Source organism: Acinetobacter sp. TG2027 (genome assembly GCF_000302435.1).
Lineage (GTDB): Bacteria > Pseudomonadota > Gammaproteobacteria > Pseudomonadales > Moraxellaceae > Acinetobacter > Acinetobacter pittii.
Genome location: NZ_AMJN01000036.1, coordinates 62,304 through 85,328 on the forward strand (window position 1 = coordinate 62,304; position 23,025 = coordinate 85,328).

Annotated in this window: 18 protein-coding genes; 10 read left to right on the top strand and 8 right to left on the bottom strand. The window is 38.4% G+C overall.

Going from position 1 to position 23,025, the window contains the following annotated elements; genetic code table 11:
* Positions 1–34 precede the first annotated feature (34 nt).
* Complete coding sequence (locus B806_RS0108980) at positions 35–1,219, bottom strand: hypothetical protein (protein WP_017402912.1); 1,185 nt, start codon at positions 1,217–1,219, stop codon at positions 35–37.
* A gap of 1,375 nt (positions 1,220–2,594) precedes the next feature.
* On the opposite strand from B806_RS0108980, the gene B806_RS0108990 reads away from it, so the two are divergent.
* The 7 genes from B806_RS0108990 (at position 2,595) to phnX (ending at position 10,688) form a co-directional block, all read left to right on the top strand.
* A complete protein-coding gene (locus tag B806_RS0108990) occupies positions 2,595–3,317 on the top strand; it encodes a UTRA domain-containing protein (protein WP_017402914.1) in 723 nt (240 codons plus the stop codon).
* Positions 3,318–3,408: 91 nt separating this feature from the next.
* The gene (locus B806_RS0108995; RefSeq protein WP_017402915.1) at positions 3,409–4,446 is read left to right on the top strand and encodes a putative 2-aminoethylphosphonate ABC transporter substrate-binding protein; all 1,038 of its coding nucleotides are present in this window, start codon (positions 3,409–3,411) and stop codon (positions 4,444–4,446) included.
* Between the two features lie 22 nt (positions 4,447–4,468).
* The gene (locus tag B806_RS0109000; RefSeq protein WP_025466684.1) at positions 4,469–5,671 is read left to right on the top strand and encodes an ATP-binding cassette domain-containing protein; all 1,203 of its coding nucleotides are present in this window, start codon (positions 4,469–4,471) and stop codon (positions 5,669–5,671) included.
* Positions 5,665–7,374, top strand: coding sequence for a putative 2-aminoethylphosphonate ABC transporter permease subunit (locus B806_RS0109005; protein WP_017402917.1), 1,710 nt, complete (start codon positions 5,665–5,667; stop codon positions 7,372–7,374). The genes B806_RS0109000 and B806_RS0109005 overlap by 7 nt, the downstream gene beginning before the upstream one ends.
* A 102-nt stretch (positions 7,375–7,476) precedes the next feature.
* Positions 7,477–8,631: a TIGR03364 family FAD-dependent oxidoreductase gene (locus B806_RS0109010; protein ID WP_017385552.1), complete on the top strand. Its 1,155-nt coding sequence runs from the start codon at positions 7,477–7,479 to the stop codon at positions 8,629–8,631.
* A gap of 26 nt (positions 8,632–8,657) precedes the next feature.
* Complete coding sequence (gene phnW / locus B806_RS0109015; RefSeq protein ID WP_025465957.1) at positions 8,658–9,845, top strand: 2-aminoethylphosphonate--pyruvate transaminase; 1,188 nt, start codon at positions 8,658–8,660, stop codon at positions 9,843–9,845.
* 27 nt (positions 9,846–9,872) lie between these two features.
* Positions 9,873–10,688: a phosphonoacetaldehyde hydrolase gene (gene phnX / locus B806_RS0109020; RefSeq protein ID WP_017385554.1), complete on the top strand. Its 816-nt coding sequence runs from the start codon at positions 9,873–9,875 to the stop codon at positions 10,686–10,688.
* Between the two features lie 215 nt (positions 10,689–10,903).
* Here phnX and B806_RS0109025 read toward each other — a convergent pair whose 3' ends face one another.
* Positions 10,904–12,154: an MFS transporter gene (locus B806_RS0109025; protein ID WP_017385555.1), complete on the bottom strand. Its 1,251-nt coding sequence runs from the start codon at positions 12,152–12,154 to the stop codon at positions 10,904–10,906.
* A gap of 61 nt (positions 12,155–12,215) precedes the next feature.
* On the bottom strand, positions 12,216–13,367 hold the full coding sequence (locus B806_RS0109030) for an acyl-CoA dehydrogenase family protein (RefSeq protein ID WP_017385556.1): 1,152 nt from the start codon (positions 13,365–13,367) through the stop codon (positions 12,216–12,218).
* 331 nt (positions 13,368–13,698) lie between these two features.
* Here B806_RS0109030 and B806_RS0109035 point away from each other — a divergent pair, with 331 nt between their 5' ends.
* The gene (locus B806_RS0109035) at positions 13,699–14,916 is read left to right on the top strand and encodes a CaiB/BaiF CoA-transferase family protein (protein WP_017385557.1); all 1,218 of its coding nucleotides are present in this window, start codon (positions 13,699–13,701) and stop codon (positions 14,914–14,916) included.
* A 186-nt stretch (positions 14,917–15,102) separates the two neighbouring features.
* On the top strand, positions 15,103–15,948 hold the full coding sequence (locus B806_RS0109040) for an IclR family transcriptional regulator (protein ID WP_013198245.1): 846 nt from the start codon (positions 15,103–15,105) through the stop codon (positions 15,946–15,948).
* A gap of 66 nt (positions 15,949–16,014) precedes the next feature.
* Here B806_RS0109040 and B806_RS0109045 read toward each other — a convergent pair whose 3' ends face one another.
* Positions 16,015–16,824, bottom strand: coding sequence for an enoyl-CoA hydratase (locus B806_RS0109045; protein ID WP_017385558.1), 810 nt, complete (start codon positions 16,822–16,824; stop codon positions 16,015–16,017).
* 230 nt (positions 16,825–17,054) lie between these two features.
* On the opposite strand from B806_RS0109045, the gene B806_RS0109050 reads away from it, so the two are divergent.
* The gene (locus B806_RS0109050) at positions 17,055–18,026 is read left to right on the top strand and encodes a nitronate monooxygenase family protein (RefSeq protein WP_017385559.1); all 972 of its coding nucleotides are present in this window, start codon (positions 17,055–17,057) and stop codon (positions 18,024–18,026) included.
* 58 nt (positions 18,027–18,084) lie between these two features.
* Here B806_RS0109050 and B806_RS0109055 read toward each other — a convergent pair whose 3' ends face one another.
* The 4 genes from B806_RS0109055 to B806_RS0109070 form a co-directional block, all read right to left on the bottom strand.
* On the bottom strand, positions 18,085–19,257 hold the full coding sequence (locus B806_RS0109055; RefSeq protein WP_017385560.1) for an MFS transporter: 1,173 nt from the start codon (positions 19,255–19,257) through the stop codon (positions 18,085–18,087).
* Positions 19,258–19,320: 63 nt separating this feature from the next.
* A complete protein-coding gene (locus B806_RS0109060; RefSeq protein WP_000081480.1) occupies positions 19,321–20,163 on the bottom strand; it encodes an IclR family transcriptional regulator in 843 nt (280 codons plus the stop codon).
* A 108-nt stretch (positions 20,164–20,271) separates the two neighbouring features.
* Positions 20,272–21,477, bottom strand: a complete 1,206-nt coding sequence (locus tag B806_RS0109065; RefSeq protein WP_017385561.1) for a 3-oxoadipyl-CoA thiolase — start codon at positions 21,475–21,477, stop codon at positions 20,272–20,274.
* 14 nt (positions 21,478–21,491) lie between these two features.
* A complete protein-coding gene (locus B806_RS0109070) occupies positions 21,492–23,015 on the bottom strand; it encodes a 3-hydroxyacyl-CoA dehydrogenase (protein ID WP_017385562.1) in 1,524 nt (507 codons plus the stop codon).
* Positions 23,016–23,025 lie beyond the last annotated feature (10 nt).

Genomic DNA, 23,025 nt, shown 5'->3' on the forward strand with positions numbered 1-23,025 from the left:
CATTTTATTAGGATGGACTTATTTTTTAATTGAACTACCAAGGAAATATTTCAGATTCTAATCTTTCTGATTGCTCATCTTTTTGAGACTGAATCTCTATAAGCCTTATCCATTCTTGCTCTTTCTTATCAATTAAAGATAAAATTTCAGTATTTTTATTTTTTAACTTCAATTTTAAAGAGGCTAGATACGATAATTTATATCGCATATTATCTGACATATTTCCTGAACGAACTTCTATTGTTTTTGTATAGAATACATTATTTTTAATAATTTTTTCTAAAATTAAAGTTGGATTTTCACTAATATCCAAAATTTGAATAATCAAATCTATCCAATTTTTTTTAACTATAAAACTGGAGTTTTCAACCCAAAATATTAATTTTTCTTGATCGTTTTTTATCCACTGTAAAACTTCTTCTTCTTTTGCATACGGAAGAATATTAAATAAACCATTAAAAAGGAATTTTCTAAATAATTCTTCATTGCAAAATTCTTTAATAAACTTTAATGTTTGGAGTGTAATTAACTCTTTTAATGTATTGAAGTTTTTATCATTATTGCTGATATTAATGTATTCTTGTTGTTGGTAGTGTTTAATAATAATTTTAAAGGTCTTGTTTATAGTAGTTTGGTCACTTGTTAATAGATAATTTAATATATCTTTAGTTGTATATGTATTTTCTATACTTATAAAATAGCTCAAATGTTTAATTAAAAATTTTTTATATTTTGTAGAGACCTTTTTTTGAAGGCTACACTCTTGAAATAACTCAAATTGCACTATTTTATGAAGTTTTAGGTCTATTAAGGCATCTAAGATAATTTCAAATTGTTTTTCACTAATTTGATTATTTGCTTTTAGCCAAGCTAAACCAATAACATTTTCACAATATATTTCTTTATTCTTTAGTAGATTGGCTAAATATTGATAATCTTCATCATTACTGCAATTTATAAAGATAATTCTACATGCCAATTTTCTATATTTTATATTAGATGATATAAAATTTATAAGATGCTGGTATTCATTTTCAGATTTTTTCTTAAAATATTTAACTATACCTAGTAGTAAGTCAGATTCTATCAATGGTTCAGTAATTTTGGCAGAATTTAAAATTTCAATACATTCATCTAAGGATTCTAATCTAGATGCAATACGCTCTCCTAATATTTCTGTATAATTTATTTTTCCTCGTATTGATTTGATATTTAACAATAGTGAAATATTATTTTTTAAGTTTTCAGTATTTTTAAGTTGAATACTTAAATAATTAATTAAATTTTCATAATTGTCGAAATCTGGAATCTCTATAATAAATTCATCATCACAATCTTTATTTATCTTATATAAAAAAGTATCTGTAATAAGAAGATATGATTTTATTAAATTTTCAATATTGGTTAAGTACTGAAATATAATTGATTTAAAATGTCACATGACTTGGTCGTAATAATACTTTCTCCTTAAAATATTATAGTCGCTATTAAGTAAAATTTAATTTGCTTAAACTAAATTGAAAAAATACAAATCTAATTTCAATTAATCTTAATTAAATCTAAATATACATTCATGAAAAAACAAGAAGAAAAATTATTATAATTTTTGAATGTTATTTTTTTAATCTATTTATTGGTGCTATTTTTAATAAAATTTTTTAAAATATAACATTTGGTAAATGATTAACTTTATTATTGCAAAAGATTTTTTTGTTTTTTTCAATATATTTGATTATATTTTTTATCAGTTGGTAAAATATAAAAAATTAGGTGAATAAATATCCATAATTTTATTCAATAGAATACAAAAAATTAAAATAAATATATTTTTCATGGGCTTAATTGTTGTTGGTCCAAGCTTTTTAGAAGCTGTGGATTATGTTGTATCAATTTTAAGCATCTAATGTCATGTTTAATAGTTTTTCATAAGTTAATTTAAATTTTATAAATAAAATATTAATTAGATTGAGTGAATAATTGGGTGATATTTAACCTTGGGTGTATGGTTGTGGTTTTGTGCAATAAATATACTAGTATGTCTTATACTCTTTTTTTAATTCGATTTATTGTTTAATATTTTAGTTAAATTAAAATTTTATGTTTGTTTTGAGGTTAAGTAATTTTCTTAATATTTTAGTTTTTATTAAATGAATAATTTTGTATTAAGACTTTATAAATATAAGATGATGAGTGTATTTTTTTTATTGCTTAGGATGATTTGGGTTTTTCTTGATCATGTTATTCTAATTCTATAAGAATGTAATATAGGAGGCGTGATATTGATTTTTAGTGCAAACCGTCAATTCCTGTGTAAGAGTCCGTACAGAAATATGAATTTTTATCTTAAAAAGTGTCTAATTAAATATGAGGTAATGGCTAGGTCATGCCGATTTTTCTTGATGAACAAATGAGCTAAGGAAAATTTTCAGAAGCTATTGTAGGCGTGAACACTCGATTTTTTTTATGAAAAAATGAATTGGAAAAAGCGGGGAATAGGACGCGTTTTGCTTAAAAGATCAGCATTAATAAAAGCTTTTGTCATATTTTTTCAGTATATTGCTATTAATTTCTTTATTTATAAATTCTAAGTTTGTATGGAACAGGACCAAGCTCGCATACCTAAATATATTCCTATCCGCGATGCAATTGCCCACGATATTGAATCTGGTGTATTAAAAGCCCACGCAAAACTCCCTTCGGAAAGGGTGCTTTCTGAACAATTCCAAACCACTCGTGTTGCTGCACGTGAAGCTTTGTTAGCTTTGGAAACTGATGGTTTGATTTATCGCTTAGATCGCCGTGGTTGGTATGTCCGTTCTCCTCGTATTATTTATCACCCGCAATCTACCAAAAACTTTAATCAGTTTGTGATTGAACAAGGCTATGAACCTTCGACAGAAGTGATTTCGAGTGAACTGACTCAGGCTACTTCTTGGGATGCCAAGCATTTAAAAGTTGAAAAAGGGCATCCGATTTATTCAGTTTGGCGACGTCGTTGTATTAATGGACGACCTGTTTTGGTTGAGCATTTACGGGTGAATGCCGAGTTTTTCCCTGAGTTTTTAACTCATGATCTTAAGCAATCGATTACTTTACTGATGGCAAAACAATATGACTGCCATATCACTAGAGCCGACATTAATCTGTATCCAACCGCTTTATCGGAACAGCAGGCCAAAGCACTGCATGTCAATGTGGGCGCACTGGGTTTATATATTCGTCGTAGTAATAGAAATGAACAAGGCGTGATTACTGATGTCGACCAAGAATATTGGCTACATGATGTTTTAGATTTACATTTCGAAGCGCGAGCATAAAAATACAATCTGGTTTAAACCAGATTAATTAAACTGTCATATAAAGCTGTTGAAATACGATCATCAAATAATTGCATTCGATGGTTTGCAGATGAAACAGTATGTTCAACAGACAATTAAACTCGGTACTGCATCAGTTTTAGGTGTAGTAGTTGCTATTCAAATGGGATGTTCATCAGCAACATCAAAACAATCAGAAGAAATTACAGTCTATACGGCAGTGGAAGCCGACCAGCTTAAACAGTACCAAGAAGAATTGCATAAAGCCTATCCTGAACTCAAAGTAAAATGGGTACGTGATTCAACAGGTGTGATCACTGCTAAACTTTTGGCAGAGCAGAAAAACCCACAAGCAGATGTGGTTTTTGGTGTGGCTTTAACCAGCTTACTGGTCATGGAAAAGAAAGACATGCTTGAGCCTTTCAAACCTGAAGGCATCCAAAATTTAAAACCGGAATTTGTAAGTCAAAAACCTGTACCGACTTGGACGGGTATGGATGCATGGGAATCTGCAATCTGTGTAAATAAAGTCGAATTAGAAAAACGTAAGTTACCAATTCCAAAAACTTGGAAAGATTTAACCAACCCCATTTATAAAAACCTGATTGTGATGCCAAATCCAGCTTCGAGTGGCACAGGCTATTTAGATGTCACAGCTTGGATGCAAATTTGGGGCGAAAAGCAGGCATGGGATTATATGCAGGCTTTAGATAAAAACATTTCCCAATATCCTCATTCGGGTTCAAAACCTTGCAAGATGGCAGCACAGGGCGAAATCCCAATTGGTGTTTCTTTCGGCTATCCAGCCTTTAAATTAAAAGCAGAGGGCGCGCCTTTAGAAGTGGTTTATCCAACAGAAGGTTTAGGTTGGGAAATGGAAGCCTCAGCAATTGTGAAAGGAACCAAAAAATTAAGTAGCGCACAGAAATTTATAAATTGGTCGGTAAGCAAAGCGGCAAATGAAGCCTATGCCCATAACTTTTCAATGGTGGCCTATAAAGGCATTGAAAATACCACTATGGACTTCCCGAAAAATCTTTCTCAAATGCTCGTAAAAAATGATTTTTATTGGGCGGCCGAGCAGCGTGAACGTATTTTGGCTGAATGGTCAAAGCGTTTTGAAAAGTGATCTTTTAGATAAAGGCCTCATTATGCAAATACCTTCGTCATTGCAGTCATCGCTGCTGGGTCAAAACCAAAAGGCCGAGTTAGCAGGGCATTTATTGTCGACCTTAACGACCTATAAATATCCTGAACATGGCCCCTCAGTTTTAGAAGTGGTGGATATTCAAAAAAAGTTCCAACACTTTCAGGCCCTAACGCATATTAATTTAGACCTGAAAGCTGGCGAGTTCGTGAGCTTTTTGGGACCTTCTGGATGCGGTAAAACCACATTGCTACGTATCATTGCGGGTCTAGAAAAACCTGATTATGGAAAGGTTATAAAAAAGGGCGCAGACATTACGTTACTCAGTGCTGAAAAGCGTCACTGTGGAATTGTGTTTCAGAACTATGCGTTATTTCCAAACTTAAACGTTGAAGAAAATATTGCTTTTGGCTTAGACAAACAGAAATGGGATAAGGCACAGCGTAGTCAACGAGTTCAGCAATTATTAGAACTGATTGAATTACCAGATATTGCTAAAAAATATCCAAATCAATTGTCGGGTGGGCAGCAGCAGCGTGTTGCGCTTGCTCGGGCAATTGCACCGAAGCCTGATATTTTACTGCTCGATGAACCCTTGTCTGCACTTGATGCGCAGGTACGTCTAAACCTAAGACAAAAGATCCGTTCGATTCAATCGCAGCTTAATTTGCCAACCATTATGGTCACACACGATCAAGAAGAAGCATTAAGCATTTCTGACCGTGTTGTAGTCATGAATCATGGTGTTATTGAGCAAATTGATACGCCGCACAATATTTATTACAAGCCACAAACCCAATTCGTTGCAAAGTTTATTGGCACCATGAACTTTTTGGTAGCTACTTGTTCGGTAGTTAATCAGCTCGAGGTTTTGGGTTTTATTCCTCTAAATTTGGAACAGCAAAAACTTAAAGCAGGGGAAAACTACAGCATTGGTTTTAGACCGGAAGCTGTCGAGTTGGTTGATGATTTTGGTAGTGATAAAGAATCGTTGTATTTGCCAGTTAAAGTATTAAGCACTGAATTTTTGGGTGCCAAGCGTCGTTTGTTTTGCGCTATTCATATCGATGGAATTGAGCAGGCAAAACACCTGTTGCAAATTGAAATTGAAAATACCAAGTTCAAATCTTTGCAAGAACTCATGTTTATAAAAGTACCTAATCAGCTCATTCATGTCTTTGACGAACAAGGGTACGCACTATGTTAAATGAAGCTGCTTCAGCGGTTTTAAAAACACAGCCGCGTCGGAAAACTGCATATTCATTAAGATCAAATATTGCTTTGGCAGTCGTCGCAATTGCTTTGACTTTAGCGATTATTGCTCCTTTAATCATGTTATTTGAAACTGCATTTTTTGATGAAAATCAAAATTTTGTTGGTCTTGAAAATTTTTATAGCTATTTTGCAAGTCCAGCTTTACTCAGTTCTATATTTAACTCAGTGTGGGTTGCTTGTGCTGCTACTGTCATTACAGTATTGCTTGCCAGTATTTATGCTTTTGCACTCACCAATGTGAATATAAAAGGTAAAGGCTTCTTTAAACTGGTGGCTTTTTTACCGATTTTAGCGCCGTCACTTTTGCCCTCTTTGGCATTGGTTTATTTGTTTGGTAAGCAAGGTGTGTTTAAACCTTTACTGGGCGATATACAAATTTATGGCCCAATCGGTATTTTAATCAGTTATTGCTTTTGGCTATTTCCAGCAATTTTGATGTTGATGATGGTGTCTTTTCGCAGTGTCGATCAGCGTTTAATTGAAGCCTCTTTGTCGCTAGGTAAAAATATCTGGAATACACATTACCACGTCACGCTACCTGCAATTCGCTATGGGCTTATTAGTGCAAGTCTGGTGGCTTTTATTTATGTACTGACCGATTTTGGGATTCCAAAAGTCATTGGCGGTTCATTTAACATGATGGCGCTTGATGTCTATAAACAGATTATTGGTCAGCAAAACATGAGCATGGGTGCAGTGATTTCCATCTTATTGTTGTTACCAGCAGTTTTTGTATTCATTTTCGATCGTATTCAAAGCAAACGCCATGCACGTTTTCAAGCTTTTCAGGCTAAACCTTATATCTCAACATCGAACAAAAAACTTGAAGTCGTTCTGAGCTTATTTTGTGGGTTGGTTTCAGGTGCGATTTTACTGATTATCTTTACGGCAGTGCTGGCTTCATTCATTCAGTCTTGGCCTTATGATTTGTCTTTAACCTTAGCACATTACAGTTTTGAATATGTCGATGGCGGCGGTTGGGCAGCGTACTTTAACTCGGTTCGTATGGCACTCTTTAGTACGGTTTTTGGAACATCACTCATTTTTATGGTGGCACTATTAACCGAACGTTTTAAGGCACACCCACTCATTAAAAACTATGTGCAAGCTTTGGTTTTATTACCCCTTGCTGTACCAGGGTTGGTGCTAGGTATTGCTTATATTTTGTTTTTTAACCAGCAAAGCAACCCTTTAAATGTGCTGTATGGAACCATGACCATTTTGGTGATTTCAACCATCGTGCATTATTACACCGTCCCACACCTGACTTTAACCAATGCTATTAAACAGATTCCGCTACAGCTCGATCAGGCAGCACAAACTTTAGGAACATCGAAGTGGAAAACCTTTTGGAAAGTCTATTTGCCTATGTGTTTTCCAGCACTATGCGATGTATCGGTCTATGTTTTTGTGAATGCCATGACCACTGTATCGGCTGCCATTTTCCTATATTCACCAGACACTAGTTTAGCGGCGGTAGCCGTTTTAAATATGGATGATGCGGGAGACACGGTTGCTGCTGTTGCCATGAGCATTCTAATTTTAACCACCTCATGTATTGTAAAACTCATTCACTGGTTATTTACCAGAAAAATTATGGCAAGAAGTCAGCAATGGCGTGAAAGCGCTCACTAAGTTTTAGCTAAACACAATTTTTATTTAACCGACTGAAATGAAAATGCTTTGTTCAACAAGGCAAGGGTTTATTCATCCTAAATTTCGCGAATTGGAAGTCCTATGAATAACGCACAGTTTGATTTAATTGTTGTCGGAGCCGGTATTTTAGGTTTGTCCGCTGCCATACAGGCACAAGAACAAGGCCTAAAAGTCTGTATCTTCGAGAAAAATGCCAAGCCTGTGGGGGCAACTCGTCGTAATTTCGGCATGGTCGGAACTTCGACATTAACCCATCCAGAGCAACAGTGGCGAAAGTACGCGCTTGAAACGCGTTCTTTTTATCAGCGTATTCAGGCTGAAACCGATATTTCATTTGCTCAACGCCAAGGTGTTTATCTCGCAAACACTGCACTTGAATGGCAGGTTTTAAATGAGTTTGCCGAGCGTGCAAATAATTACCAAATTCCAGTTCATTTGCTTAGCCATCAGGAACTGGTCACTCAATTTTCTTATTTAAATCCTTCGCAGCATTTTCAAGGCGGCTTGGTTTTTGAAGAAGATTATTCGGTTGAACCGCATGTGATTGGGCAGCGACTATTGGCATATGCCGAAAAAAACGGTGTGGAGATTTATACCAATGCCTGTGTTGTTCAAACCCAATATCAGCAGGAAAGTTGTCGGGTCCATTTGGCAAGTGGCGAGGCATATCGGGCAAATAAAGTTTTGATCTGTCACGGTGAAGTCATCGATGTTTTATATCCAGATCTTTTGCAAAGCTTGAATCTGAAACGTTGTGGCTTACAAATGGCCCTGACTCAACAGTTTCGCCAAAACTTAAATACTTCTCTTTATTCGGGCTTATCCATTTCACGTTATCCAGCTTTTGAAATTTGCCCAAGTCATGCTGAGTTGATTAAAGCGTCACAACAGGGATTCATAAAAGAATTCGGTATTCATATTCTGATTAAACAAAACGAATTTGGCCAACTTATCGTAGGCGATAGCCACGAATATCATTCGATTAATGAAGCGCCTCAGTTTGAGCAGCGTGAAGAGATTAATGAATTTATCCAAGCTTATTGTCATGAAAAACTAGGGCTGAATTTACCTCCAATTCAAAAACGTTGGAATGGTTATTACCTGACTCATGAACATGAGTTGGCCTGTATCACTGAAGCTGAAAAAAATATCTTTCTGGTGAGTGCGATTGCTGGCAAAGGCATGACTACAGGGGCTGGCTTTATGAAAGAAATATTAGAACAAAATATTTATTAGTTTGTCATCTGGTTTAAACCAGATTGATGTATATTGAAATGAACGCGAAAGAAATGAGTAACATTATGAACATGCAACCCCAACTCGATATGGATTTAGAGAACAAATATTTGCTTCTTACTCCAGGACCATTATCAACATCGGCAACAGTACGCCGTGCCATGCAAAAAGATTGGTGTACTTGGGACCAAGAATACAACTCGCTGGTACAAGATATTCGTAATCGACTGGTAAAGTTGGCAACCAGTCAACCTGAAAAATATACGGCTGTGTTAATGCAAGGCAGTGGTAGTTTTGCAGTGGAGTCTGTGCTTGGTTCAGCTATTCCGCGTGATGGTAAAATCTTAATTATTAATAACGGCGCATATGGTGCACGTATGGTGCAAATGGCGCGTTGCTTAAATATTGAAGTTGTAGAACTGAACTATTTAGAAACCCAGTCACCAGATTTACAAGAGATTGAACGCGTTTTAGAAGATAAAGCCATTAGCCATGTTGCTTGTGTGCACTGTGAAACCACCACAGGTATTTTAAACCCGATTCAAGACATTGGTCGTTTAGTTAAAGCAGCAGGAAAAATCTGGATTGTAGATGCCATGAGTTCATTTGGTGGTGTGCCCATGGATATGGCTGAGCTGGAAATTGATTTCCTGATTTCAAGTGCAAATAAATGTATTCAAGGTGTTCCGGGTTTTGGTTTTATTTTGGTAAAGCGTAATTGCCTAGAAGTATGTAAAGGTTTAGCTCGTTCGGTCAGCCTCGATTTGTATGATCAGTGGAACACGATGGAGCAGTATAACGGTAAATGGCGTTTTACCTCGCCAACTCATGTGGTACGTGCTTTTTATCAAGCCTTACTTGAGCTTGAGGCAGAAGGCGGTGTTGCTGCACGTTATCAACGTTATTTACAAAACCAGCAAACCTTATCGCAAGGTATGCAACAACTGGGCTTTGAATTGGTATTAGGTAATCAAGCTCCCCAATCACCCATCATTACCACTTTTCTTTACCCAACAGCCGAGAAATTTAGCTTTCAGTCATTTTATGAAACGCTGAAAAAAGCAGGCTATGTGATTTATCCGGGTAAAGTCACTGACCTTAACTGCTTCCGTATTGGCAATATTGGCGAAGTTTATATTCATGACATTGAAGGACTTCTTGCTGCGATTGCGAGCTACTGCGAAAGCCATCTCAATCAAGCTGTAACAGCATAATTTTTATTAAATTAAGGGGAATACATCATGACGACCAACAATACACAAATTCAGGCTGTAGTTTTTGACTGGGCTGGCACAACTGTAGATTTTGGTTCACGCGCACCGATTTTGGCTTTTATGGCTTTATTTAAAGACAATAAAATTGAAATTACGGTCGAAGAGGCGCGTGCGCCAATGGGTTTAGAAAAACGTGACCATATTGCAGCAGTTTTAAAAATGCCGCGTGTAGCGACTGCATGGCAGGAAGTATATGGTCAGGCGGCAACTGAAGCAGATATTGACCGTTTATATAAAGACTTTATTCCGTACCAGTTAAATTCTATTCCGAAATGTTCTGCTTTAATTCCGGGTGCATTAGAAACGTTTGAAAATATTAAAAAGCGTGGTGCAAAAATTGGTAGTAATACAGGATATGCATCCATGATGATTGGTCGTTTGGTCAAAGATGCTGCCGATCAGGGCTATCGACCGGACTGTATCGTTACGGCAAGTGACGTGAAATATGGTCGTCCATATCCTGAAATGTTGTGGAAGAACTTAATTCAACTCGATGTATCCGATATTAAAACCGTTGTAAAAGTAGATGATACCGTGGTGGGTATTGACGAAGGTTTAAACGCAGGGTGCTGGACAGTAGGACTTGCGATTAGTGGTAATGAAGTCGGCTTGAGCTATGAAGAGTGGAGTGCATTATCGGCTGATGAACAGATTGTGCTAAAAGATAAGGCATACCAAAAAATGAATGCGTCGGGTGCTCACTATGTGATTGATAGTGTCGCTGATTTGCCAAATGTACTCGATGATATTGAACGCCGTTTGGGGCAGGGTGAACGACCTTAAACAAAGTTTAGGTTTATATATTTTTAAGCTTAGCTCCCTTGGGAGCTAAGCTTACCTAAAAAATTAAAATGAAGAGTAGATACACTCTACATATGTGGAAATAAGGAGTAACTTTGAGGAGTAAATTCCTTATTTCCGGCTAACGATTTAAAACACATGTTTCGATTGTTAGCACCATCAATCAGATAGGCATATGACCTATGTGATAGATCTTTTTATGACTTTTGAGGGTCATATAATTTTTCTTTAATAAATAGGGCTGGTATCACGCCACAAATTAGGTAGGCAGCACCCATCACGACAAAACCTAAACCAATTGAACCGCCAGAGGCTAAGAAACCAATCGTTGCAGGGGCTAAAGCAGCACCTAAACGTCCGACGTTATAAGCACCACCAATGGCTGTACCGCGGATTGCTGTTGCAAAGCTTTCGGTCATATAGGTGGCATTTACGCCATACGGGATGCCGTAGAGGAAACCAAAGGTCACCAGTAAATATAAAATGTTGCTTGGAGAGTTATAAAAAACAATTAAAGGTAGGAAAATAGCAGTGCCGATTGCACCAAAAGCATAGGTAAAACGACGTCCTAATTTATCGGCCATCATGCCCGCAAGAACTTTACCCAAAATCATCGCGGTATATGTACCTACCATATAGGCAGTCATTTCCTTAAATTTCATACCGAGTTCACTTTCAAGGTATGAAGGCATCCAGTTATTTACGCCATAGTAGCCAAACTGTAAAAAGCCTGCCGTTAGCGCCCATAGGATAAACATATTACGGTTTCGTTTATCTTGGAAAATAAGCTTAAATGCCGAGGTTTTTAGAGCATTTTGAGCCACAACAGGTTGTTGTAGTCGAGACTTTTGCCATGCTTCTGGTTCTGGTACAAGAATATGCATGAGGAAAGCAATAACAACAGGAATAATCGCAACATAAAACAGCATGCGCCAGCCATGATCAGGAATAATCCAGCCTGCAAGTAAGGTCGCAACAATATAGCCAACCGTCCAGCCAGCTTGTAGGGTACCCAGTACTGTGGTGCGGTAACGGGTTGGGACATATTCGGCCATGAGGGTATTACAGGCAATATAAAGTGAACCCAAACCCAGTGATGCAAAAAATCTTAAAATACCAAACTGAAGAAAGCTTTGGGTGAAACCTAAGCCACAGGTGAGGAGTGAGAAAATTAAAATAGAAATAACCACAATGCGCACGCGACCAAATTTATCGCACGCCCATCCCCCAAAAATTCCACCAACAGCCATGCCTGCCAATGTGAAACTGCCAAGCATACCTGCTTGTACTGAACTTAATCCAAAATCTGCCTTAATACTATTTAAGCTATAAGACAGTAGCATCAAATCTGCCCCATCTACCAACAGTGCTAGAAATGCAAAAATAAATGCTATTTTCCACGTATGAGGCTGTATACGGGAAAGACCTTCTTTGTAATTTGTAGCCATAATCCATTACCTACATTTGATAAAAAGCACTTCAAGTCGTTTTGAAGCGCTTAAAATTTGATTAAGACGCAACGCGAATCATGTTTCGGGCAATAATCATTTGTTGAATTTGAGTGGTCCCTTCATAGAGACGGAACAAACGAACATCTCGATAAAAACGTTCAATGGCGTATTCACTGATGTAACCCGCGCCGCCGTGAATTTGTACGCAGCGATCAGCAACGCGGCCACACATTTCTGTTGCAAACATTTTTGCGCATGAGGCTTCGGTGCTAACGTTTTGACCTGCATCGCGTAGGCGTGCAGCGTCTAAGACCATACATTTAGCTGCATAAATTTCAGCTTTTGAGTCGGCAAGCATGGCTTGAATGAGTTGAAATTCGGCAATCGGTTGTCCAAATTGCTTGCGTTCGATGGCGTAATTTAAAGAATCGTCTAGCATTCGTGTTGCTGCGCCGACACTCAAAGCCGCAATATGCAAACGGCCTTTATCGAGTACTTTCATAGCAGTTTTAAAACCAACACCTTCAACACCACCAATGAGTGCCGAAGCAGGAATACGACAATTTTCAAAAATCACATCACAGGTATGTGCGCCTTTTTGCCCCATTTTTTTATCGCGTTTGCCAAGAAAAATGCCCGGAGTTTGGCTATCGACAATAAAAGCAGAAATACCACTAGTGCCTTTAATATCAGGGTTTGTACGTGCCATGACTGTAAATACACCAGCGTGAGGAGCATTGGTGATAAAGCGTTTAGTACCATTTAAAATGTAAAAGTCACCGTCTTTTACAGCGGTGGTTTTTAAAGAGGCAGCATCAGAACCTGCATCCGGTTCGGTTAAGCAAAAAGAACTGATCACTTCACCACGTGCTAAACGTGGCAAGAAAAATGATTTTTGTGCTTCGGTCCCATCAATAATCAGGCCACTTGAGCCAATGCCATTATTGGTCCCAATGAGAGAGCGAAAAGCAGGAGAGGTACGACCTAATTCAAAAGCCACATAGACTTCTTCTTCCATCGTCAGGCCAAGACCTTCGTACTCTTCAGGAATGGTTAAACCAAATAAACCGAGAGCTTTCATTTGCTCAACGATATCTTGAGGAATTTCATCCGTTTCAGCGACTTCATTCTCATGAGGAATTAATACACCTTCAACAAATTGTCGAATCATATCAACAAGTTGATTTAAGGTTTCCTGATCTCGAATCATAGTCTCGTCCTTTTACTACATGCAGAAAACATCAATGTGATGTTCGTAAAATCACCAATATTTGAAGCGATAGTAATCAAAGGATGAACGCAAAACAATATATTTTGAAAATTAATTTCGCAATGCGATACTTTGTTGTTGATTTATGTTTGGCTAATTTATTGATTTATTTAAGCTATATTTTCTTATAAAAAATCATTATTTTTAGTGGAAAATTAAAGTTTGATTTTTCAAAAGAGCTGTGTATATTAAAAATATATATCGCTATGCGAAATTTTAAATAGATAAGTTTTCCTATAGGAAATGATTCACAAAATATAGTAGGATAAAGATGGGTGCTTTAAATGGAATTCGGGTGCTTGACTTAAGTCGGGTATTGGCTGGACCTTGGTGTGGACAGATTCTTGCCGATTTAGGCGCAGAAGTAATCAAGATTGAACGACCGGAAGTCGGTGATGACACCCGTTCTTGGGGGCCACCTTGGATGAAAGATGACTCAGGCCAAGACACTCAAGAAGCTGCATATTATCAGTCCACTAACCGCAATAAACTATCGGTTGCCATCGACATTGCCAGTCCTGATGGTCAAGAATTGATTAAAGCCCTCATTCAAGACACCGATGTCGTGATTGAAAACTACAAAGCGGGGTCTTTAAAAAAGTACGGTTTGGACTATGAGTCTTTATCTGCGATTAACCCTAAACTGGTGTATTGCTCGATAACAGGTTTTGGTCAAAATGGCCCAAGAGCAGAAGAGCCCGGTTATGACTTTATTATTCAGGGCATGGGGGGACTCATGTCAGTTACAGGTGAGCGTGATGATTTGTCGGGCGGTGGTCCACAAAAAGTAGGGGTCGCATTTTCCGATTTAGCTACAGGACTTTATTCTACGATTGCCATACAGGCTGCTTTACTCAACCGCCATGTGACAGGTTTAGGCCAATACATTGATATGGCTTTACTTGATGTTCAAATTGCCACAATGGCAAATCAGGGAATGAACTATCTTTCATCGGGTAATATCCCTAAGCGTTATGGCAATGCACACGCTAATATTGTGCCTTATCAAGTGTTCAAAGCTTCTGACCGTGATTTTATTATCGCGTGTGGAAATGACACTCAGTTTATTCAACTCTGTCGAAGTATTGGGTTACCCGATTTAGCAAATGATGCACGTTTTGCTCGAAATGCGGACCGAATCAAGCATCGTGATGAAATTATCGGGATTTTACAAACTCACTTTTTAACAAAAACAGCAGATGAATGGGTAGATGCAATTTATGCCGCTAAAGTTCCCGTCGGTGTGATTAATAACTTGGAACAAGCTTTTCAAGAACCGCAAGTCATTGCCCGAGAAATGTTAGTCGAGATGAACCATCCTCAGCGTGAAAAACTGAAGGTAATTGGGTCACCAATCAAACTTTCTAGAACACCTGTTGAATACAAAACAGCACCACCGCTGCTGGGAGAACATACGCAGGCGGTTTTAGGTCGAGTAGTTTCTCCTGAAAAACTAGCTGAGCTCAAAGAAAAGGGCGTAATTGGGTAGGTGGCTTAAAAGCGGAAGGTTAAAATTATATTTAAAATCAGAAAATAAAATATTTAATCTTTCGCTTTAATGAGTTAAATGAAGTTATCTTTTAGATGCAGACTCGGATGTTTGCTCTTTTGCTATTTATAGAAAAAATAGATTATAATTTTCGCAGTGCGAAACAAAATATGGATTGGTATGACAATGAACGATGCAGTTGATGCAGAACCGACAGAAAAATTATTAGCGCCATTAAGGCATGAATTATTACATCCGATTGAAGACATGCAGGATGAAAATGATCGCCAATTTATTACTGCATTAGCACGTGGTTTAGAGCTATTACGTTGTTTTACGCCTAAACATCAGCATTTGGGTAACCAAGAGCTTGCTCAGATGACCGGTTTGCCAAAACCAACCATTACTCGCCTTACACATACCTTGTCGCGTTTGGGTTATATCAAACAAGTACCTAACTCAAGCAAATTCCAGCTTTCAGTAGGGGTTCTTGCGTTTGGTTATTCCATGTTGTCTAACGTATCGATTCGCTCTATTGCTCATCCATATATGAAAAATTTGGCAGACTATGCTGGCGCTGCTGTAGCCATGGCAACACGTGATCGATTGAACATGATTTATCTTGATGTGGTGCAAGGCAAAGGCAATATGACCATGCGCCGTCAAGTTGGAACCTATTTACCGATTCATTTAAGTTCTATGGGGCGTGCATGTTTAGCTGCAATGCCTGAAGACGAAAGAGAATTTTTACTTGATGCCATCCGTAGCAAACACAAAGAAGACTGGATCAAAATTAACCGTGATTTAGACAAAGCCTTTAAAGATTACCAAGATTTTGGTTATTGTTTTTCAATTGGCGAATGGCATAAAGATGTCAATTCTGTTGCAGTTCCACTGATTCATGAACAACATGGTTTACTGGTGTTCAACTGTGGTGGCCCAAGTTTCATTATGAATCGTGAAAAACTTGAAGAAGATATTGCACCACGTCTTTTACACATGGTGAATAATATTCGCACTGAGATTAGCTAAACCTATTTGATTCATTTATAGGAGCCAGCTTTGTTTTTTCAAGGCTGGCTTTTTAGTGGGTAAGCTTTAGGCTGTTTGGTTGTGAAAGTTCGGTTTCCGTTTTTCTTTGAAAGAACTTAATGCTTCTTTAAACTCGGAACCTTGTAAACAACGCGAGAAAATAGTCGACTCATGGTCAATACGATTGAGTAGATCATCAATTGGCATATCTCTTAGTAACTTTTTACTGAGCTGTAAGGCTTGGCTTGGTTTGTGAGCAAGTTTAATGGCCATATCTTCAACCGCTTGATCCAGCTCAGTTGCCTCAAATATTTCATTTACCAGACCGTAATTTTTTGCTTGTTCCGCCGAAAACTTTTCACCGAGTAAAATAATTTCCGAAGCTCGAGCAAAGCCCAATAATCTTGGCAAGATGTAACTTGAACCCGCTTCAGGTACAAGTCCCAAATTCACGAAGGGAAACTGAAAAATAGAATTTTGGCTTGCATACACAAGGTCGCAATGTAGAAGCATAGTGCTGCCAATGCCAATTGCCACACCATTTACTTTAGCAATAATCGGTTTTGGAAACGTTGCTAAGCTTTTTAAGAAAATAATCGAAGCGGGTGGTTCGGAACTTGATGCGTCGCGTTTTTCAAATGCATTGACATCATTACCACTCGTAAATGCGGAGTTTTCACCAGTAAGCACAACGACATGAACGTCTTGATTGGTTGCAGCTTGATCTAAGGCCTGACTTAGGGCCGCATACATTTCGTAATTAATTGCATTCTTTTTAGTGGGATTGCTCATGGTGAGCGTTAGTATATGTTTATCTAAACGCTGTTGAATTGTGCCTGTTTTAAGCTCGCTTTGGGTTTTATTGTCCTGCTGCATTATTCATTCCTTTAAATAGCTTTCCGTCTAAAATTTAAACTTATTAAAATAATGCTATCGAAAAATAATTCCGTTATCAATTATTTTGTTTTATATTGTGGTATAAAATTTTGTATTGTGAAATTTTTACTTTAAGTCACTTTAAATGATGATAAGATTTATGTGTAAATAAGCATCTAGCTCTGCTAAGGAAATAAGAGGCTAGCTATAGAACAGTGAGTGGGAATAATATGAAGACCAAAATTACAGAACTATTTGAAATCGAGCATCCAATTATTCAAGGCGGTATGCATTATGTTGGTTTTGCAGAGCTTGCTGCTGCGGTTTCTAACGCAGGCGGGTTAGGTATTATTACTGGCTTAACTCAGCGTACACCTGAAAATCTGGCAAAAGAAATTGCACGTTGCCGAGAAATGACTGATAAGCCTTTTGGGGTAAATTTAACCTTTTTGCCTACGGTGAATACCCCTGATTATCCGGGTTTTGTAGAGGCAATTATTAAAGGTGGAGTCAAGGTTGTAGAAACAGCAGGGCGTAATCCTGAACAAGTCATGCCGTATTTAAAGGCTGCTGGCATTAAAGTAATTCACAAATGTACTTCGGTTCGACATAGCTTAAAAGCACAGCAAATTGGGTGCGATGCGGTTTCTGTAGATGGTTTCGAGTGTGGTGGGCACCCCGGTGAGGATGACGTGCCAAATATGATCTTATTGCCTTTAGCAGCCGATGCATTAGACATCCCGTTTGTTGCTTCAGGTGGAATGGCAGATGGGCGCTCACTCGCTGCTGCATTAGCGATGGGAGCCGATGGAATTAACATGGGAACGCGTTTTATTGCGACTCAGGAAGCTCCCGTACATGCAAATGTGAAACAGGCGATTTTGAATGCAACCGAACGAGATACGCGTTTAATTATGCGTGCTTTGCGAAATACTGAACGTGTTATGAATAATGCTGCTGTAGAAAAAATCGTGGCAAAAGAAAAAGCGCTCGGTGATAACATTAAATTTGAAGATATTATTGAAGAAGTTGCGGGCGTCTATCCCAAAGTCATGATTGATGGGGACGTTAATGCTGGCGCATGGTCATGTGGGTTAGTGGCAAGCTTGATTCATGATATTCCGACATGCGATGAACTGGTTAACCGAATTGTCAAAGATGCAGAAGATATTATTCGTGGCCGATTATTAGGACTTTTATAGAGTTATCCTAGCTTCTATAACTCATTATTAGCCTAATTTATATACATCAGCACAAGTTTTAATTGTGCTGATTTTTTGCATCACTCTCACAATAATAAAGACATAAAACGGCAAAAATTAAACCCAAAATACAGACACCTGTCCATCCGAAGTGTTTCCAAGCATAACTTCCTGCCGTTGTGCCTAAAGCGCCGCCAGCAAAGTAACCCGTCATATAAATCGCGTTAAAACGTGAGCGTAGTTCTTGATTAAGTTTAAATACAATACTTTGGTTGGTGACATGCACAGCAGAAAGAGAAGCGTAGAGAATGAGTAAGGCAATAATATAAAAAGCGAAATGGTAGGGTAAAAGTGAAAAAAGAATCCAACTTAAAATAAGGCCAATGCCGCAATAAATTGAAATTTTATGAATGTAGCCTTGATCAATAAATTTACCTGAAAAATTGGCAACGAACGTCCCTAACACGCCAACAAAACTGAAAAGGCCAATGGTAAAGTCGCTAAAAAAATAGGGTGCTGGAGCCAAAAGCAACGACATGGTGGTAAAGGTTAAACTTACACAAGCAAATGTAAAACCACCAATATAAGTTCTGGTTCTTAACCGCCGATTTTGAATAAAAATCTGTGGTAAAGAGCGAATAGTTTTTGCATAGTTTTCAGATTTGGTTGGTGGAAATAACCCGATATTACGATGCAAAATAATGGCAATGACAAGTAACAGAAAGCCACTGACCAGATAAATAATATTCCATGCAAAAAGTGTAGACATCAGCCCTGAAAGAGAGCGGGCGAGTAAAACCCCCATCATCAGTCCACTGAGTAAAAAACCGACGACTCGGCCGCTTTGTTGGATTGGAACCAGACTTGCAGCAAGTGGTAACAACAGTTGGGCTGCACTAGAAAATAGACCAGTAATGATAGTGCCAAGCAGTAAAAGATAAATATTGTGCGAAAACCCGCTAATAATTAATCCGCTTGAAGCCAATAACATAAAGACAAATAGCAGCTTGCGCTTTTCTAATATGTCACCCAACGGCATTAAAAAGAGTAAGCCACATGCGTAGGTGATTTGGGCTAGAGTTGGCACCCACGCTGTAGTTGTTTCAGTTAAATCTAGGCTTACACTAATTGAATGAATAAGTGGCTGACTAAAATAATTTCCACCTGTACAAATGCCTGCGGCAATTGCCATTAAAATAATGGTTGGGGTATAGAGTGCGTTTTTCATCATGCCTTAGTCATAATGAAAGTGGAACTTTAATCAACACAACCATGACTGTTTTAAGCACGACTGTTAGTGCGTTTCATTCAAAGCATCTTGAATGTTGTGCACCATGTGAATTAAACGTGGTCCAATTTCACCTTCAAGTTTTTCGGGATTTAAATGAAAACTTGGCGCACCACAGTTAAAAACATAAAGACCATGTTTGGAGCTAACTAAAGGTACAGCCACCGAGTTCACTTCTTTATGCCACTCGCCTAAAGACAAACAATATCCATAATCTTGGTAATCACGGAAAGCTCGTTCTAAAGAACGTTTTATGGCTGGCCAGTTTTCGGGATTCTTTTGTTTCAACGCATCAAGTAGAAAGTTGCGCTCACGTTCAGGGGTCGCAGCCAAGCATGCTCGGCCCATAGAACTACTATGAATTGGCAAAGTCGAACCAATTGGACGGCGCATATTTAAGGCTGTTTCAATTTGCACAACATCGATATACACCATATTTAAGCGATCACGCGTTGCCATCGCTACAGGCGCTTGAACATACTGGCTCATCTCTTCCATATATTGATGAGCAATATTACGAATCGAGATGTTAGATAAAGCTGCATATCCTAAAGATAAGACACCAATATCTAGTGTGTATTTGGTCGAGTTAGGCAATTGTTTTAAATAACCTAATGACACAAGGGTATTGGTAATACGTGCAATGGTCGGTTTAGGTAAACCTGTCATTTTTGCTAATTCTTGGTTACCAAGTACCTGATTATTTGCAGAAAAGCATCTTAAAAGTTCTAAACCGCGCGCTAAAGAAGCAATAAATTGCGGGTTATTTTCCCGATGTATATGCGAAATAGGATCTAAACGTATCTCATCAAAATTTATTGGTTTTTCAGTTTCCGTGTTTTGAGACATTCGATCCTCAAATATAATTAAAGCAATAGTTTTGCCATTATATTTCGCTCTGCAAAATAAATCCATTCATCACTGCGCTGTTGTGATGAATGGATATCGGGTTCATGGTTATGAAACGTTTTCAATCACCATTGCAAGACCTTGACCTACACCAATACATAGGCTCACCACGGCATATTTCTTTTTACGGCGGATTAACTCGCGAGCTACTGTTAACGCAAGACGAGCGCCAGAGGCACCCAGTGGATGACCAACTGCAATTGCACCACCGTTGGGGTTCACACGCGGGTCATTAAAATCAACATTTAAACCTTTTAAACAAGATAAAACCTGTGAAGCAAACGCTTCATTAATTTCAATAATATCCATGTCATCTAAAGTAAGGCCAGCACGAGTAACTGCTTTTTTAATGGCTTCGATCGGGCCTGCACCCATAATACGTGGTTCAATACCCGCAGCTGCTGCTGACAAAATTTTAGCCATTGGTTTTAAGCCATATTTTTGACCTGCCGCTTCTGAACCAATCAAAAGTGCTGCTGCACCATCATTAATACCTGAAGCATTACCGGCAGTGACCACGCCACCTTCAAAGAGTGGTTTTAACTTTGTAAGTGCTTCAACAGTTGAGCTTGGGCGAGGATGTTCATCTTCAGAAACGAGTTTAGGTGGCAATTTTTTGCCTTGGAAAACCTCAATTGGAGTAATTTCATCGGCAAAGAAACCTTCTTCTTTGGCTTTTTGATATTTGGCTTGTGATTGAGCTGCAAATAAGTCTGCTTGCTCACGACTAATACCAAAATCGGCTGCAACGTTATCGCCCGTTTCAGGCATTGAATGACCGCCGTACTGAGCAATAATTTTTTTATTTGGAAAGCGAGAACCAATAGTGGTGTCATAAATTTTTGCATCACGGCTATAAGCACTTTCTGCTTTACCCATTACAAAGGGAGCACGTGACATACTTTCTACACCACCTGCAATATAGAGCTCGCCTTCACCACAAGTAATAGCGCGTGCTGAATCAATTACAGCGCCTAAACCACTAGCGCATAGGCGGTTTACCGTTTGGCCCGGCACAGTGACAGGTAAACCGGCAAGCAATAGTGCATTTCGTGCCACATTACGACTATCTTCACCTGCTTGATTGGTATCACCTAAAATCACATCTTCAATATCCGCTCCCGGTACACCTGTTTTTTCAAGTAATTTTTGAATAACAGTTGCTGCTAAATCATCAGGGCGAATTGAGGCAAGTTCACCTGCATGACGGCCAAATGGACTACGTAAACCATCATAGATATATGCATTTAACATTGAGAAATTCCTTTTCAAGACTCGTGAGTAAAAGTAAGAGGTAAATGAAGTGCGACACGACGCTGTAACCACGGGCTAGGGCGGTAACGTGGATCATACGTAAGCGCTGTTATACGGTTCAGAATGAGTAAGATTTTTTCGCTACCGACTTGATCGCCCCATTCAATTGGACCAAATGGATAGCCTAAACCAAGACGTACTGCGGCATTAATGTCATCTACCGTGGCAACATTTTGCTGGGCAATATCACAGCCTAGATTAATCACCATCGCTAAAACACGCTGAGCAACAAAGCCAATACTTTCATTAATCATGCTCACCAGATTTCCGTCTAGATTGAAAATAGAGTGAGCTGCTTGACAATATTCAGATTTAGTAATGAGTGAAGGCATTAAGGTTCGGTGCTTTGCAATGCCATAAAGCATGTCTATAGCAACAGCTTGCGCAGGATTAACCCCAAGGCGAGTAGCCGCTTGAGTGGTATCTTCACCGTAACAAGCAAGTAAACATAAGCTATCTATTTGTGGTTCAGGATTAGCGTCTAGGGCAATATTTTGCTGAGTTAAATAATCTTCGAGCTGTTTTTTATCTTCTGGGAAATCGGCAGCTACCCAAACTTTTGGATATTGCGCTAAACGCTCTACAAACTTGGCAGGTTGTTCACCTGTTTTTGAACCGGTTTCATAGTTATAAAAACCTTGATTAACCTTCCGTCCAAGTTGCTTGGCATCTAGCATCTGTTTGGTCAGCGGGTTCGGTTTGTAGCGCGCTTCTTCATAGTATTGGTGATAAATCGACTCCATAACTGGATGCGAAACATCAAGGCCAGTTAAATCGAGTAATTCAAAAGGACCCATTCTAAAACCAACGCCGTCACGTAAAATACGGTCAATTTCGCTAATATCACAGACATTTTCATTTAAAATTTTAAGCGCTTCGGTGCCATAAGCTCGGCCTGCGTGATTAATAATAAATCCAGGAGTGTCCTTCGCTACAACAGGGCGGTGACCAAATGCACGAGATAAATCGTTTAAAGCATCAATAATAAGTGGATCTGTTTTTAAACCACGAATGACTTCGACCACTTTCATGAGTGGAACTGGGTTAAAAAAGTGATAACCCACAACACGCTCAGGCTTTTTGCAATTTGCCGCAATGGCTGTAATAGAAAGAGAAGAAGTGTTTGAGGCTAAAATAGTATTATCCGAAACAATATCTTCAAGCTGCTGCATCAAGCTTTGTTTGATATCAAGACGTTCAACAATTGCTTCTACAATCAGGTCGCAATTTTTTAAATCTTCAATTTGATGAGCAACAATTAAATGGTTATTTGCTGCTGCTGCTTGCTCAGACGTGATCTTATTTTTGTCGACTAACTTTTGAAATGTAGCAGCCAGTTTTTCTTTAGCGTGTTCTGCTGCACCTGCTTTGGCATCATATAAATAAGTGGTATGACCTGACTGTGCAGCAATTTGAGCAATACCACTGCCCATAATACCGACACCAATCACAGCCATGCTTTTAATATCATAAGTCATGTCGATCATC